At 43.5% G+C, this 15,550-nt stretch carries 12 protein-coding genes; 8 read left to right on the top strand and 4 right to left on the bottom strand.

Going from position 1 to position 15,550, the window contains the following annotated elements; genetic code table 11:
- Positions 1-38 precede the first annotated feature (38 nt).
- The 4 genes from B2248_RS07435 to B2248_RS07420 all read right to left on the bottom strand — a co-directional run bounded on the left by B2248_RS07435 (position 39) and on the right by B2248_RS07420 (position 4,517).
- Positions 39-2,069 carry a molybdopterin-containing oxidoreductase family protein gene (locus B2248_RS07435; protein WP_273180381.1) on the bottom strand — a complete coding sequence of 677 codons (2,031 nt, stop codon included), beginning with the start codon at positions 2,067-2,069 and terminating at the stop codon, positions 39-41.
- Positions 2,070-2,232: 163 nt separating this feature from the next.
- Positions 2,233-2,427 carry a hypothetical protein gene (locus B2248_RS07430; RefSeq protein WP_273180380.1) on the bottom strand — a complete coding sequence of 65 codons (195 nt, stop codon included), beginning with the start codon at positions 2,425-2,427 and terminating at the stop codon, positions 2,233-2,235.
- A 140-nt stretch (positions 2,428-2,567) separates the two neighbouring features.
- On the bottom strand, positions 2,568-3,599 hold the full coding sequence (locus B2248_RS07425) for an AraC family transcriptional regulator (protein ID WP_273180379.1): 1,032 nt from the start codon (positions 3,597-3,599) through the stop codon (positions 2,568-2,570).
- Positions 3,600-3,602: 3 nt separating this feature from the next.
- On the bottom strand, positions 3,603-4,517 hold the full coding sequence (locus B2248_RS07420; RefSeq protein WP_273180378.1) for a GGDEF domain-containing protein: 915 nt from the start codon (positions 4,515-4,517) through the stop codon (positions 3,603-3,605).
- A 371-nt stretch (positions 4,518-4,888) separates the two neighbouring features.
- Between B2248_RS07420 and B2248_RS07415 the strand changes: the two genes are divergently transcribed.
- From B2248_RS07415 to B2248_RS07380, 8 genes are all read left to right on the top strand, one after another.
- A complete protein-coding gene (locus B2248_RS07415) occupies positions 4,889-7,387 on the top strand; it encodes a TonB-dependent receptor (RefSeq protein WP_273180377.1) in 2,499 nt (832 codons plus the stop codon).
- Between the two features lie 27 nt (positions 7,388-7,414).
- On the top strand, positions 7,415-9,337 hold the full coding sequence (locus B2248_RS07410; protein WP_273180376.1) for a phytase: 1,923 nt from the start codon (positions 7,415-7,417) through the stop codon (positions 9,335-9,337).
- Positions 9,338-9,347: 10 nt separating this feature from the next.
- A complete protein-coding gene (gene tolQ, locus B2248_RS07405; RefSeq protein ID WP_273180375.1) occupies positions 9,348-10,049 on the top strand; it encodes a protein TolQ in 702 nt (233 codons plus the stop codon).
- A gap of 7 nt (positions 10,050-10,056) precedes the next feature.
- Positions 10,057-10,506: a protein TolR gene (gene tolR, locus B2248_RS07400; RefSeq protein WP_273180374.1), complete on the top strand. Its 450-nt coding sequence runs from the start codon at positions 10,057-10,059 to the stop codon at positions 10,504-10,506.
- On the top strand, positions 10,499-11,326 hold the full coding sequence (locus B2248_RS07395) for an energy transducer TonB (protein WP_273180373.1): 828 nt from the start codon (positions 10,499-10,501) through the stop codon (positions 11,324-11,326). The genes tolR and B2248_RS07395 overlap by 8 nt, the downstream gene beginning before the upstream one ends.
- A gap of 16 nt (positions 11,327-11,342) precedes the next feature.
- Positions 11,343-13,319 (top strand): PhoX family protein, encoded by a 1,977-nt coding sequence (locus B2248_RS07390; protein WP_273180371.1) that lies wholly within the window; start codon positions 11,343-11,345, stop codon positions 13,317-13,319.
- Between the two features lie 209 nt (positions 13,320-13,528).
- Positions 13,529-14,575 (top strand): NAD(P)-dependent alcohol dehydrogenase, encoded by a 1,047-nt coding sequence (locus tag B2248_RS07385; protein ID WP_273180370.1) that lies wholly within the window; start codon positions 13,529-13,531, stop codon positions 14,573-14,575.
- A gap of 54 nt (positions 14,576-14,629) precedes the next feature.
- Entirely contained in the window at positions 14,630-15,514 is an 885-nt protein-coding gene (locus B2248_RS07380) for an AraC family transcriptional regulator (RefSeq protein ID WP_273180369.1), read from the top strand.
- Positions 15,515-15,550: the final 36 nt, after the last annotated feature.

Below are 15,550 nucleotides of genomic sequence, written 5' to 3'. Positions count from 1 at the left end.
AGTTGACTGATTAGTCAACTATTGTTGTTTTATATTTTTTAGGAAACTAGCTCCACTTCAATACTATGTACAGCACTGCTTTGGCCAATGTCGGTCTTTGCCCCGTCGTTGAGGATATTAATATTGGCACCTGTTTTTTCTAACGACGGCCAGCGTCCTTTTGGTAATAACGCCACTCCTCGCGGTATCCGGTCACTCGCAACAACGATAACCTCAAGCTCACCATAGTGATTCTTCAGTGTGATTTTTTGCCCTGAAACCAGTTGTCTATCTGCGAGTTCTTGCGGGTGAATGCTGACACTGGCTTTACCTGTTTTCATTGCAATTTTGTCGTCATTGCCATAACTGAAATTCATCAGAAAAGGATCAGCCGGCGATAAAAGGCGTAAATAATGCGTTTTTGGTGGTTGATCAGCGATGGCTACAGGGCTTTTGTTTAAACCAGCTGCCAGCCAGTTATCTGATGCGACGTCAATTTTGCCACTGGCTGTTGGAAAAACACCATCAGAATAATGAATAAGTGGCTGTTCAGACCAAGGCATACTGCCTTTCTTTCTTAGCTCATCGAAACTGACAGGCATGTTAAGTTGTTGAAAGATTTGCTCAATCAAACTTTGGTCTGACTCGAATAGCTCCTCATCGTTAAATCCCATCGCCGCAGCTAATCGACGAAATATTTCCTGATTAGGCAGACTCTCAGCAATAGGTTCGATAACTTTGTTTATGGCCGATACGTCATAGTGAAAGTAAGGTAATAAGACATCATCAAACTCAAGAAATGAGGATGCTGGCAAGATATAGTCAGCAAAGGCAGTCGTGTCGGTATGGAACAGATCAATGGCAACATGAAATAAATCATCACGGCTTAGTGCCTGATGTAACGCCTTTTGCTGAGGATTAGAGGCAGCAATATTATTATTCCAGGAAAACAAAGCCTTGCTCTTGTCTGAATTAGCTAATCTCTCTGCGAGATCCATATGGCTAATCGCTTGTGTAGCCGAAGAGTTCAATGCCGCACCACTGAGCCAATCAAGGTTAATTTGACGAGCCTCAGCCCCGTTAATATACAAAAATCCGCTACCGGGTTTGCCAATATTACCGGTACCGGCAATTAATAAACTGGCAGAACGCATGATATTACCTGCGTGTGTCTGCCGCTGTAATGCTTGTCCCAACCACAACATTGATCGTCCCAAGCCAAACCACTCTGCAGCTGTTTCGATATCAGTTACTGCCACACCGGTAATAGCTGCAGCGACTTCAGGCGTGGTTTTGTCAATTTCATCGATGATTTGATCCCAACCTAGCACCGAATTGGTAATAAATGTCTGGTCCAAATCGTCGTTGCGTGCAAGAACATGCAGTAAGGCAAAAGCGAGCACGGCATCTGCTCCTGGCCTGAGTTGCAGATGTAAATCGGCGAAATCAGCCGTCTCATGGCGAATAGGATCTATGACGATGACTTTGGCATGCTGCTTAACATCAGGTAGCCAGCGTTTATGCACATGCGGCGCACTGGCAGAAGGATTGGCTCCCCAAATGATAAGACAATCGGTATCCTTTGCTGTGCGCGGGTCAAAGCCATTCATTGACTGACCAAACATTAAGCTTAACGTCTCATGTCCGGCTTTGTTACAGACCGTGTCCGGATCAACTTCTGTTGCGCCGATACGGTTAAAAAATCGTAAAGGAAAATTTCCGGCAATAAGAGAGCAAATTCCAGTGTAATGAGTATGTAAAATTGATTGGCCACCGTACTCTTCGATAATAGAGTGAAGCCGCTGCGAAATGTCAGTTAAGGCCTCATCCCAACTCACCTCTTGGTATGAGTGAGTGCCTTTAGCTTCCGTGCGTCGTAATGGATGGCTTAAACGTTTTTTAGGGTCAATCCAGACACCGTTATAGACAAAGGCACATTTAGCACAAAGTGCGCCATGCGTCATTTCATGATCGCTATCGCCTAAAACACGGTTAATTTTGCCGTCAATAACAATGGCTGAAATACCGCAACTGTCATAACAGTCTCGTGGACAGGAGGTCTTGATGGTAGTTTGTTCAGAACGACGCATTTTGTATTTCTCCGATTACCTGATTCAGTAATTAAAGACGTCGTTGTCTGCTTAGTTTAGATAGATATTACAGTAGAAAATGAATCGTTTGTTATCGCACAAAAAAAACTGTTACCGATGAGGAGTGAAATCGGTAACAGTTAGAAGATTCATCATTAGCAATTTATTTTTTTGTTATTTCTTGGTGCTTATTGATATCTGTGTGATGCCTTGTTTGCTCTTGGCTATCAATAAGACTCGTACTGGTAACACTATCTAGTTTTTTTGACTCAAAGCCTTTGTTATCGGCAACGGCAACAGAGGCTGAGCTAGCGATACTTAGGGCACTGATAGAGAGAAAGGTATTTAATCTGTTCATAGGATGACTCCTTAAATTGACTGAGCTAACGCTTAGCTACAGTTCTGTTATAAACCTACGAAACTGAATTCTTGCTGAACGAGATTAAGGGAGGCTTAAGTAATTAAGCCATAAAACAAAATTGTGTTAACCACTTCAAATTATTGTGCAAATAACAGATACGGTGAAATACCGGTCCAACGTTTGAAAGCCCGGCGAAAATTATTCATATCATTAAAGCAGAGATATTCTGCAATTTGCTGACTATTCATTTTTTTGACTTCATACAAATAAATCGCTGTGTGTTTTCTGACTAGATCAATTTGTTGTTGAAAGCTGGTGTGGTGTTTTTTTAATTTACGCTTCATTGAAGCCGGACTGATTCCAAAGGCAAATGACACCTTATCCAGATTGAGCGGTTCATTGATATGTAATTGAATATAGTCATAGAGCTGGTCAAGAAAACTGTACTGACTATATTCCTCTGCTAACTGTTTATGGCTTTCTCTAAGCGCCCCATGAATACCCAGTTTTGAGGCATTAGGCCAGGGCTTATCCAGAAACTGTTTGGATAAACGCAAACGGTTCATCTGCTTATTAAAGCTGATGTTTTGTCCAAAATTTACCCAATACTGCTCAATATAATCTGGCTCAGCATAAGTGAACTCATAATGCCAGGGCACTTTTTCACTGGCTAACCAAGCCACCATAGAAACAAATGCAGTGATATGAGATTCAATAATAAAGGTCTCTTGTTCATGACTTCCTGTGCTGTCTAACCAGAACAAAAATACCTCTTCATCATTTTCATAATGACGAGGGGTATATAAGGGCGACAAAATTGAATGGTAATCACAAAGAATTTCAATGGCCTGACGCAAGTTAGTCACTTGTTGCAAAGCTTGGCTTACCGCGCCATAAAAACCAGGCAATAAGCGCTGACCCAATAAAAAACTGATATCATCAGCATCAATTAATTTTTGACAATTTTTTATTAATGTCAGGTATTGATCTGGACTGATACGCTTTTCTGCCAGTGCAAAGTCGTCTAACTGCAATCGCGCGCCCTTTAATAATTGATATGCCGAAATATCACGCGATAATGCCAACTCTGCTAATAATGCAGGTTGATAATGGCTAGCGATGCAGGGCGTATCAATTTCATACCCTGTTGTTTTAACCAGTTTTGTCATGAGTTAACTAGCCGCGACCACACGCTGCTTATCTTGGCTTAGTTGTAAATTTAAGCGTTTAATCAGCGAGTCAGAGTCATCTGTTTTTGCCATAGTGATAGCACAAGTGGCGCTTAGGTAAACACGCTGATGATGCGCTTTAGTTCGATAAGCAAAACTGGCTACTGCATTTTGAAGATCCAGACTGAGCTGCTTTGCATCTGCTTCATTGGTATTGTGAAGCAAGACAATAAAACGATCTCCGGCCAGGCGGCAGATTAAATCTTCATCACGAAGGTTCAGTAATAATAATTGGCAGACCAGCTGCAATATATGGTCACCCTCTTCCACCCCGTACAAACGATTAATCACATTAAAGTCATCCAAATCAATCGCTATCAGGGCTAAAGGTTGCTGCTGTTTTTTACTTTCATTGAGAGAGAGTTTGAGCTGCTTTTTGAGGTATGCCGCACCACCAATAGGGATAAGCTTGTCAAATAAACGATGCTCACGGAAATAACGTTCACGTTTTACCATTTGGGCACTGATGGCAATTTCTTCCTGATGCCAGTGATAAATGCCAAAGCTTAACAGCACTAAAGCAAGTGGAATCGGCATACTCTCCAACCAGTTATGCCAGATTAATGTCGAAGGCATATGGATAAATTCATCCATGAAATCCATGCTCCACGAGAAAGCGATAGCACATAAACCCAGAGCTAATAGTTGTGTCACCCTTCCCGCCGGTCGGCTACGAAGCAATAATGCCAGCCAGAATAAGGCCAGAATCACCATTCCACCTTCAGACATAACATCAAGCCAATTTATCGCTGATATGGCCTTCACTTCCCCCCATGTTCGCATGATAACGAAACCAGTAATGAAGGCCAGCGCCAGTCCGTAAAAATAGGATGTGTGTAAAAAAGGTCTTTTTTTCATTGGTTTAACCGAACTCTGACTGCAGTAATTAACTGAATGTCGGCGACACTACGCGAAAAAAATGACAGACTTATGACAAAGTTAGCAGTCAAATCAGCTCACAAAAATTGTCTTATTTTTTCATTTTTTTACATTACCCGTTGCACAAAATTCTATTTACATCATTGTTTTTATTTAACTTATCCGTTTACAGGCTTGCAGTATTGAGCATCAGTTTATTTTGCAAATCATAAGTCATATCAGCTCAATATCAAGCAAACGCAAACCATAAGTTATTGATTTTAAATATTTTAAATTTTCACTGTCATCTAACTGTCATTTAGCCTTCATACACTTGCCGCCATCAAACCACTATGACGACAAGGGTAGTTATGAAAACAATAGACAAAACCATTGAACGACCGAGCTTTAAACTCAGCCTGATTGCACTCGGAATTGCCAGCTTTATCAGCAGTGCTCATGCAGAAGAGGATATTAATCTGGAAACAGTCCGTGTCGTAGGGCAAGCAGTACAGATTGATGAAGCGCTCAAAGAGCAACGTAACTCAAACAGCATTGAGAGTGTTGTACATGCTGACGGTATCGGCCAGTTACCCGATGACAATGCAGCAGAAGCATTAGAGCGTCTGCCTGGTGTATCGGTAGAGAATGATCAGGGCGAAGGTCGGTTTGTCACGGTACGCGGACTGGCGCCTGAACTTAATGCTGTCAATATTAATGGTACCAATGTCCCTTCGCCAGAAAGTGGCACACGTGCGGTGGCATTGGATGTATTACCCAGTGAGTTAGTGCAGTCATTATCGGTCGTTAAAACACTGACCCCCGATATGGACGCCAACTCATTGGGTGGCACCATCAATGTAGAGAGTTTATCGGCTTTTGATCATGATGGTTTGTTCTACACCCTGTCTGCTGAAGGCAGTTACGATGACAATATTGATAAAACCAGCCCTAAAGGATCCGGGGCGGTGAGTAATATTTTCAGTATCGGTGATGGTGTTGATAACTTTGGTGTCGCCGCCGCATTGAGCTGGCAAAAACGAAAGTTTGGTTCTGATAATGTGGAAACCGGTGGCAAATGGGAATTCACTGACCAAGCTCGTTTAGAAGAACTTGAACAACGTGATTATGAAATTGAACGTGAGCGCTTAGGTTTAGGCGTTAACTTCGATTACAAAGCTGACATTTACACAAATTATTACTTACGTACCTTATTTAGCCGTTTCACTGATACCGAAACTCGTAACGCAGCGGGTATGGAGTTTGACAGTCCACAGCTACCGAGTGAATCAGGTACCGGCGCGACAGGCTATCGTGAATTAAAAGACCGTAAAGAAACACAAGAGATCCAATCCTATGTATTGGGTGGAGAAAAGATTATTGGCTTGTGGACGATTGATGGTCAGATAGGTTACAGCCGCGCCAGTGAGGATACGCCGGGTCATATTGCTGGTGCTAAGTTTGAGGGTGGCTTTGATAACGTCGGATTTACGGATACCTCAAAACCACGCTTATTTGCAGGTTCTGATTACTACGACCCCAGTAGTTTTTCACTGGATAAAATCGAATGGGAAGAACAAAAAACCACCGATACCGAAAAAAATCTAAAGTTTGATCTTGCCCGTGATTTCACTATTCACAACTATGCCTCACAAGTGAAATTCGGTGGCAAGCTATCACGTCGCGAGAAAGATAATGACACCAATGCCTGGGAGTTTAAAAACTTTGGCTCTAACGATACTGGTTTAGGTGCGTTTGCCGGCAGTAATGTTGATTATTCATTAAATAATTACGGGCCGGGCATCAGTAGCTCCGCTATCAAGAATTTGCTGTCAAAGCTGAATTTTGACAGCAATATTAATACAGAAGAAACACGTATTAATGACTACGTTATGAACGAAGATATTAATGCGGCCTATGTGATGAATACCTTGGATCTGGATAACTGGACTCTCATCGCGGGTATGCGCTATGAGCAAACTGACTTTGAGGCCAAAGGAACCGGTATTCGCGATGATGTATTCCAGGAAATCTCCAGCAAAAATAATTATCACCACTGGTTGCCTGGCCTTCATGCACGTTATTACATCGATGATAAAACCCAAGTAAGAGCTGCGTGGACCAATAGTGTTGTTAGACCCACATTTGAAGCGCTCGCTCCTGGTTTTTCTATTGAAAGTGGTAACAAAGCCAGTTTTGGCGATCCAACGCTAGATCCAATGACAGCTAATAACTTTGATTTAGGCATCGAACATTACATGGGTCGTGCTGGTGCAATCTCTGCCTATGGTTTCTATAAAGATATTTCTGATTTTGTTTATGAAACGGATATAGCAGGCTCAGGTGCATTCCAGAATTTCAAAGAAGCTAAAACATTCAAAAATGGTGATACCGCGAAAGTCTATGGTTTAGAACTGGCTTATAGCCAAAAGTTAAGCTGGCTACCCTCACCATGGGATGGCTTATTAGTGGGCGCTAATTTCACACTCAGTCATTCTGAAGCGGATATCGAAGGTCAGAATACCAAACGCAGCATTGATTTACCCGGTCAATCAAAACGGGTCGGTAATTTCATGCTCGGTTGGGAAAACGAAAAAGTCAGCATGCGTTTATCTGCTAACTACAAATCGTCTTATCTGAAAGAAGTCGCCGCTGTCAGTGATAAAAACCATGACGCGTATGTAGATGATCAGGTGTTCCTTGATTTTAGCAGCAGCTACTTTATCAGCAAAAATGCTCAAATCAGCCTGGAAGCGAAAAATCTGACCGATGAACACTACTACGTTTATACCGGTAGTAAAGCATACAACAATCAATATGAAGAATACGGTCCAAGTATAAAAATTGGATTTACTTTAACTAACTTCTAAAACATATTGATAAATATAGAATATAAAATGAAAAATTTAACATTAAAACCGAAATTATTAGCATCATTAATGATGATGTCTTTACCCCTTTCTGTGCTTGCAGATGACACGCTCAAAGCCATCAATGCAGAAGGTAATTCACATATTGAGTCAGCACAGCTAGTTAGTAAAACCGGTATTCCCAAGGCTGACCGTCTGGTGTCTTACAAACACAAAGGTATTGCGCTTGAAAACAATCAAGGCAAAACACTCAGTTTATTAAAAGGTCACTTTGGCAGCATAGATCATCGACAGTTGAAGCAAGGATTGCTGTTGGCAACCGTAGATCTGGATCGCCAACAAGCCATGCTGACTGTTCTCGATGGCGCTTCTGATAACTGGACAGCAACCACCTATCTGCCTAAACCCGCCTTTAAAATCGAAGGGGTTTGTCTATATCAGGATGAAGCACAAAATGGGTTCTTGTTTCTGGTTGGTGAACAGGGACAAGGAGAGCAATGGTTGGTAGCTGATGCTACCTCCCCCATTGCTCTCCCTCAATTAATTCGCCATCTGAGCACGCCACCTGATAGTGAATACTGCCAGGTAGATGACGCTCAGTCACGACTGTATATCAATGAAGAAAAGGTAGGCATCTGGGCTTATGATGCCCATCCAGAAGCAGAATTGAGCCGTTTCCCAATTGCGATGACCCACCCTTTTGGACAGCTGACAAAAAGTGCTGTTGGCATGGCAATTGTACCCGGTGGCTTGTTAGTTCTCGATGCAAAAGCCAACGTGTTACACACTTATATCGATAACAAAGGAAGTTGGCAACATCAGTCCGAATTTGCTCTGCACAATGTGCTAGAGCCTGAGGGTATCAGTGCAAGAGTGGACGGTGAGCAGTTAGAGATTGCTATCAAACACGATGCTGGAATTGCTTTTTATACCTTACCATGGACGCATACATCGCTGACATCGCCCCCGCCTATCCCGCTGGTTAAACCAGCAATACAAACCGATGCTGTACCAAGCTTAGGCGATGCGGCTGATGATCCAGCTATCTGGGTCAACAAAGCCAACCCTGAACAAAGTCTGATATTAGGTACGGATAAACAAGGCGGTTTAGTTGTTTATGATTTAAAAGGCAAAACCCAGCAATTTTTGCCTGTTGGACGACTGAATAATGTCGATGTCCGTCATGGTTTTCATTTCAATGGTAAACAGATTGATTTAGCGGTTGCCAGCAATCGTGATCATAACTCACTGCATGTGTTTGCCATCGATCCAGCAAGTCGTCTTGTCACTGAAATGGGGGAAGTTAGCACCACGGCACAGGATATTTATGGCCTTTGTATGTATAAAAATAAACAAGGTGATATCTACACCATTGTGAATGATAAAGACGGCCGCTTTTTCCAATATCAGATGCAGGACAAACAAGGCAAGATTGCCGGTGAATTGGTCCGTGAATTTAAAGTTGCCACGCAACCTGAAGGCTGTGTGGCCGATGATAAACATGATCGTTTATTTATTGGTGAAGAAAACAGAGCAGTCTGGACACTTGATGCCCGTGCCGATCAATCTACGGTGATGACTCAGGTCATGCCTGTCGGTGAACATCTGAAAGACGATATCGAAGGGATCAGTTTGTATCAGAACGACAAACAGGATTATCTAGTGATATCCAGTCAGGGCAATGATAGCTATGTTGTGCTTGATGCTCTGCCACCCTTCACTTATCGCGGTGTATTTCGTATTGGCTTTAATACAGCAGCCGGCATTGATGGTGTTTCAGAAACAGATGGTCTGGATGTCAGTAGCGTCAATTTTGGCCAACCATGGCAGCAAGGCATGTTAGTTGTTCAGGATGGACGCAATCGCATGCCATTGGAAAATCAAAACTTCAAATATGTGCCCTGGTCAGAGATTGCTGATCAACTCGGCCTGTCTAAACTGAGCAAATAAGGAGTCAATCATGGAAACTGCAATGCATGAAATGACTATTTGGGGTCTGGTCAGTGATGCCAGCGTTTTAGTAAAAATTGTGATGCTGATTTTAGTACTGGCATCGATGGTGAGCTGGTATCTGATCCTCTGGCGTTCAAATGTATTAAGTCGTCTGGAAAAACAAAATAAGCTGTTTCAACAGCAATTCAGACAAACGGCGGATATGACGTCATTACCTGAAGCAACAACAAAAGCGACTTTACACAAAGCGATTCCAGCCATATTTCAGGCTGGCTGGCAGGAGTATGAGAAATATCAGCATATCACCACTATGCCGCAGGATGAGAAGGTAGAAAATGTAGAACGTGCCATGCTGGTGAATATTGGCGAGCAGGAAGCCGAACTTGAAAAAGGTCTTTCTTACCTGGCTACCATTGGTTCAGTCAGCCCCTACATTGGCTTGTTCGGTACGGTCTGGGGCATTATGAACTCGTTTATTGGCCTGTCCCAGGTTGAACAAGCAACATTAAACACCGTGGCCCCAGGTATTGCTGAAGCCCTGATTGCCACCGCTATCGGCTTATTTGCAGCGATCCCTGCAGTGGTTGCTTATAACCAGCTGAGTAAACGCGCCGGGGCTATCAGTACGCTTTATTATCATTTTGGTAATGAGTTCATCACCCGATTACAGCGAGTGATGCACCGAGCCCCATTGGCAAAGGCTGCGTGAGGTCGTCATGCTAAGAAAACCGGTTGCTAAACATGCCTTGAAGGCAGAAATGAATGTGGTGCCTTATATCGATGTGATGCTGGTGTTGTTAGTGATTTTTATGGTCACAGCTCCGCTACTGGTACAAGGCGTTAAACTTGAATTACCTAAGGTTGCAGCGGAAGCGTTACCCACTGATAGTCAGAAAACGATTCTGACTTTATCGGTGGTTGCTGATGGCAGTTATTACTGGAATGTGGGTTCAGAAGTCGATATTCAATCCCGCTCAGATCAAGCAGTCAGCTTGGATGACATGGTCGAAAAAATAGCGCAGATTAAACAGCAGAATGACAAGCTGCTATTTTTTATCCGTGGTGATAAAGCCACGGATTACGCTTCAGTTGTAAAAGCGATTGCCGCATTACAGCAAGTGGGTATCGATGATGTGGGCCTGATTACGGAGTCGCCCGATGCCTGAGTTAGCTATGCGTGATCCACTTTATCTAAGTAAACCGTTTACTGCCTCTGAGATAAACAAATCTGCATTAATTGAAGTAGGTTTGTTTCATATTGCCATTGCCGCATTATTATTTCACTCATGGACACCGGTGACTCACCATGAACCGGTCGTTAAAACAGTGAATATCCGCATGGTCGAACTTCCTCAGCCGGTAAAAAAAGCCGTGATCGAAGAGGTAAAGCCGGTGGTTATACCTGAACCTGTTATCGAGCCAAAAGTTAAACCTAAACAAAGTATTGTTGAAAATGAACTGGCCTTTAAACGCGTTGAAAACCCCATAGCCAAACCGATAGAAAAACCCGCACCAAAAACACCTGTAAAAAAGAAAATAGAAAAGCAAATAAAACCACTTAAAGACAAGCCGGTTCCGCCTGTCAGCCAACCGACAAAGCAAGGAAAACCTGCAGAAAAGTTGCCTGACAGCCCAGTACTGGCAAGTAGTAATAAGCAAAATGTGCCACAAAAAACACAAAGTAATCTATCCGAGCTAGCAACTGAAACATTTTCTGTGGAACACTATAAACCGATTGAAAAACAGGTACCGGATTATCCCAGAACTGCTTTGCGTAAAGGTCTGGAAGGTGATTGCACTGTTCGATATACCGTAAACAAACAAGGCCGTGTAGAGTCTCCCGAGGTATTGGCTGACTGCCATCCGATGTTTGAACGGCCATCATTAGCTGCTGCCAAAACCTTTCGTTACGCGCCTCGTATGGTTAATGGAAAAGCGGTACCTGTACCGAATGTTCGTAACACCTTTGAATACCGTATTCATTAAAAGAAGATAACTCGCCATGACACAGCCAACACACTCAGATTTTCATCAACGCCTGGCATCTTATGATGATGAGATTATTAACAGCACCGAGCAAAAAAGCCTGGATAAAATGGCGTTATCACGCCGTGATGTTTTAAAAGGCAGTTTAAATGCCGCCGTTATAGGCTTTCTAGGACTGAGCATGGGTAGTCGTTTTGCCTTTGCCGGTGAGAATGTCATCCCCCCTGCCCCTTATATTGGTTTTCAGCCTATTCAGCCACGTACCGATCCCTTATTTGATGAAGTCGTGGTCGCGGATGGCTATCAGGCAAAAGCCTTCTTCTCCTGGGGTGATCCGGTGGAAACAGGAGCAACAAAATGGAAAGCCGATGCCAGTAATACCTGGCAGGAACAGCTGAAACAGGCTGGTGATAACCATGATGGCATGCACTTTTTTGCCTTTCCCGACAACAATAATCGTGGCTTGATGGTGATCAATCATGAATACATTAATCCCACCATCCATACCGATGGATTGATTTATGATGGCAATGGCAAACGTTTGCCCAACGATGTCAAAAAAGAACAAGCGGCTCACGGTGTCAGTGTCATTGAAGTGAAAAAAGACCGTCACGGTGAATGGCAACGCGTTTACCCCTCACTCTATAACCGCCGTATCTCAACATTAACACCGATGCAGGCCAGCGGTCCCTTAGCCGGTCATGACCTATTCAAAACAGTCGCTGATCCTGATGGCAATGAAATTATCGGCACCTTGAATAATTGCTCGAATGGTTTCACTCCGTGGGGTACCTATCTGGCCTGTGAAGAAAATTGGCATAACTATTTCGTCAATCACGACAAAACAGATTACCAATCTCGTGTCTCTCATCACCGTTATGGCATTTCTAATGACAAAAACGACAATTATTATGGCTGGAGCACGATTGATGCGCGTTTTGATGCAACACCGGATACCTCATTGCCCCATCAGGGTTACGTCAATGAGCCTAATCGTTTTGGTTGGGTCGTCGAAATTGATCCTTTTGATCCGCAAAGCAAACCCATTAAACGCACAGCCTTTGGTCGTTTCTGCCGCGAGTGTGTAGCGCCGTCACTGGCTGAAAATGGTCAGTTGGCGTTTTACTCTGGTGACGATACTCGTGGTGAATATGTCTATAAATTTGTACCGTCTCAACGCTTTGATAAAAGCCAGATGGACAATAATAAAGACATATTGGATGAAGGCACATTGTATGTGGGGCGTTTTAACGATGATGGCACGGGTCGTTGGTTACCATTGGTACATGGTAATGAAGGGCTAACAGCAGAAAATGGTTTCCCCAGCCAGGCTGAAGTTTTAGTTAATGCTCGGGCTGCGGCTGATCTATTAGGTGCAACACCCATGGACCGTCCGGAGTGGGCCACAGTGAATCCGCACAATCTGGATGTTTATGTGTCACTGACCAACAACAATAAACGCGGCAAAGAATTTGCCGTTAATGCCGCCAACCCACGTCCTGATAATCGTCATGGTCAGATAATCAAAATCATGGAAGAGCAAGCCAATCCGGCAGCTACCTCATTCAACTGGTCATTATTCGTTATTGCAGGTGAGAAGCAAGACGCCACTGATGCTGAAGGTCACAAAGTAGCCGATCATTTAGTCGGTAATATTCAAGGAGATATTTTCTCCTCACCTGATGGTTTAGGCTTTGATCAGGATGGCCGTTTGTGGATTATGACTGACTATGATGACGATGATCCGTTCATGGCAAACATGGGCTGTAATCAGGTGTTATGTGCCAACCCGCAAACGCAGGAAATCAAACGCTTTTTAGTTGGACCGAGAGGCTGTGAACTGACCGGGATTACCTGGAGTCCTGATTACAAAGCGATGTGGGTGAATATTCAACATCCAGGATTAAGCTACCCGGCTTCTGATGGTAAAACACGCCCACGCTCAACAACGGTGCTGATTACTAAAAATGATGGTGGTGTTATCGGCAGCTAAACGTCCATTTCTGGAACGTTGTGGATGTGACTGAGTCACTATAGATACACAGGTAAGTTACCCCGTGTTTATTACTGGGATGACTAAAACGATAGCATTTAATTTACGTAGAAACACACATAAAGGCTGTAGTATTAGGCAAGTGGTTTCTCATCGTTCCGTCTATAGTATTTTCACCTCTAATTCTTTTATCTAAGGGAGTTACATCTATGAAAACTGTTGGTTACGCAGCTCATTCCTCCGATACCCCGCTCGCCCCATATCACTTTGAACGTAGAGAATTACGCGATAATGATGTAGCAATGGAAATCCTCTATTGCGGTGTGTGTCACTCCGATTTACACGTTGCCAGAAATGATTGGGGTGGGTCTTCATACCCTGTTGTGCCAGGTCATGAAATAGTCGGCCGTGTGACTGCCGTTGGCAGCAATGTCAGCAAATATAACGTCGGTGATCATGTCGCTGTTGGCTGTATGGTCGATAGCTGTCAGGAATGTGATGAATGCCATAACGACCATGAACAATACTGTCGTAATACTTTTACACTGACCTATGGCTCACCTGATCGCATCACCAGCGAGATGACACAAGGTGGTTACTCCAAACACATCGTTGTTCGTGAAGAATTTGTATTACGCCTGCCAGAAAATCTGGATCTGGCTAAAGCCGCGCCATTATTATGTGCCGGTATCACTACTTATTCACCTTTGAGAGAATGGAATGTCGGCCCTGGTAGCCGTGTAGGTGTCGTTGGCATGGGCGGTTTAGGTCATATGGCCATTAAACTCGCTGTTGGTTTAGGTGCTGATGTGACAGTCATCAGTACATCACCGAAAAAAGAAGCCGATGCGCAAGAACTGGGCGCTCATAACTTCTTGGTATCTAAAGATGAAGACGCAATGGCGGCTGCCGCTTCCAGTTTTGATCTGATTATCGATACCGTGCCAGTAAATCATGATCTTAATCCTTACATCCCACTATTAGATAATGATGCCACTCTGGTTATGGTCGGTCAGATTGGTCCTATTGAAGGGCCAAACACAGCGCCGATGGTTTTCGGTCGCCGCCGCATTGCGGGCTCATTAATTGGTGGTATCAAAGAAACTCAGGAAATGCTGGATTTCTGTGGTCGAATGAACATTCTGCCTGAATGTGAAATGATCAAAATGGATGAAATTAATACCGCCTTTGAGCGAATGGAACGTTCTGATGTGCGTTACCGTTTTGTCATCGATATGGCATCATTAACGGCCTAATCCTATACGGGCAGTCAGTTTCTGGCTGCCCTTTTCCTTGTTTAGATAGACCTGATGAATACAAAACCTTTGGCTGAATTACTTAGCCGTTATGCTCCACACGATGGCTTGTTTGATTTACCTATCGCAGGTGTCCGCGTTTTTCGTGTATCTAAAATTGACGAAGTCGCTGTTCGTGGTAATAGCCAGCCCGGTATCTGCATTATTGCTCAAGGCGCTAAACGCGCCATTATCGGAAGTGATGTTTACGAGTATGACGATTCCAGAATGGCTGTTTATTCAACGGAGGTGCCGGTCTCAGCCAAGATTATTCAGGCCAGTGAAGATGAACCCTACTTGTGTTTGATTATCGATATGGATCAGCAAAAGCTGGCCGAAACGGCACTAAAGGTGTTTCCCTACGGTTTGCCTAAAACCGCACACACCAAACCGATTTTTATTGGTCAGGCTAATCCGCATATTATCGAAGCAGCTACCCGTTTAATTGGTTTATCAGCTCAAACAGAAGTATCAACCTTGCTGGTTCCGTTAGTGATGGAAGAAATTTATATCCGCCTGTTACAAAGTCATATCGGCAAACTGGTCGTGCAGATTGCGACTAGAGATTCCCATCTGCAAAAAGTCTCGGCTGCCATTTCCTGGTTGCAGGAAAACTTTACTGAACCGATGAAAGTCGATGAACTGGCTGAACGGGTCAATATGAGCATATCGTCATTCCATCATCACTTTAAAGCAATAACGTCGAAGAGCCCGTTACAGTTTCAGAAAGAGTTACGTCTGTATGAGGCGAAACATCTGATGCTGTCAAAAATGATGGATGTCAGCACTGCCTGTATGCACGTAGGTTATTCCAGCGTGTCACAATTTAGTCGGGAATACAGCCGCTTTTTTGGTCAGCCGCCCAGTAAAGATATTCAACTTCACTCGATGGCTATCTGAAATAACACAAGCTATAGCTGTAGAGTAAAAAGGCGG

The sequence above is a fragment of the Methylophaga sp. UBA2012 genome, assembly GCF_002335235.1.
Lineage (GTDB): Bacteria > Pseudomonadota > Gammaproteobacteria > Nitrosococcales > Methylophagaceae > Methylophaga > Methylophaga thalassica.
The sequence above is the reverse complement of the archived record's forward strand: the minus strand, read 5'-3'. Positions and strand labels throughout refer to the sequence as shown.

Bases quoted from the DNA above. Each gene is read 5' to 3' on its own strand.
- B2248_RS07380 (WP_273180369.1), top strand. From the start codon at position 14,630: ATGAATACAAAACCTTTGGCTGAATTACTTAGCCGTTATGCTCCACAC.
- B2248_RS07435 (WP_273180381.1), bottom strand. From the start codon at position 2,069: ATGCGTCGTTCTGAACAAACTACCATCAAGACCTCCTGTCCACGAGAC.
- B2248_RS07425 (WP_273180379.1), bottom strand. From the start codon at position 3,599: ATGACAAAACTGGTTAAAACAACAGGGTATGAAATTGATACGCCCTGC.
- B2248_RS07390 (WP_273180371.1), top strand. From the start codon at position 11,343: ATGACACAGCCAACACACTCAGATTTTCATCAACGCCTGGCATCTTAT.
- B2248_RS07410 (WP_273180376.1), top strand. From the start codon at position 7,415: ATGAAAAATTTAACATTAAAACCGAAATTATTAGCATCATTAATGATG.
- B2248_RS07385 (WP_273180370.1), top strand. From the start codon at position 13,529: ATGAAAACTGTTGGTTACGCAGCTCATTCCTCCGATACCCCGCTCGCC.
- B2248_RS07395 (WP_273180373.1), top strand. From the start codon at position 10,499: ATGCCTGAGTTAGCTATGCGTGATCCACTTTATCTAAGTAAACCGTTT.
- B2248_RS07415 (WP_273180377.1), top strand. From the start codon at position 4,889: ATGAAAACAATAGACAAAACCATTGAACGACCGAGCTTTAAACTCAGC.
- tolQ (WP_273180375.1), top strand. From the start codon at position 9,348: ATGGAAACTGCAATGCATGAAATGACTATTTGGGGTCTGGTCAGTGAT.
- tolR (WP_273180374.1), top strand. From the start codon at position 10,057: ATGCTAAGAAAACCGGTTGCTAAACATGCCTTGAAGGCAGAAATGAAT.
- B2248_RS07430 (WP_273180380.1), bottom strand. From the start codon at position 2,427: ATGAACAGATTAAATACCTTTCTCTCTATCAGTGCCCTAAGTATCGCT.
- B2248_RS07420 (WP_273180378.1), bottom strand. From the start codon at position 4,517: ATGAAAAAAAGACCTTTTTTACACACATCCTATTTTTACGGACTGGCG.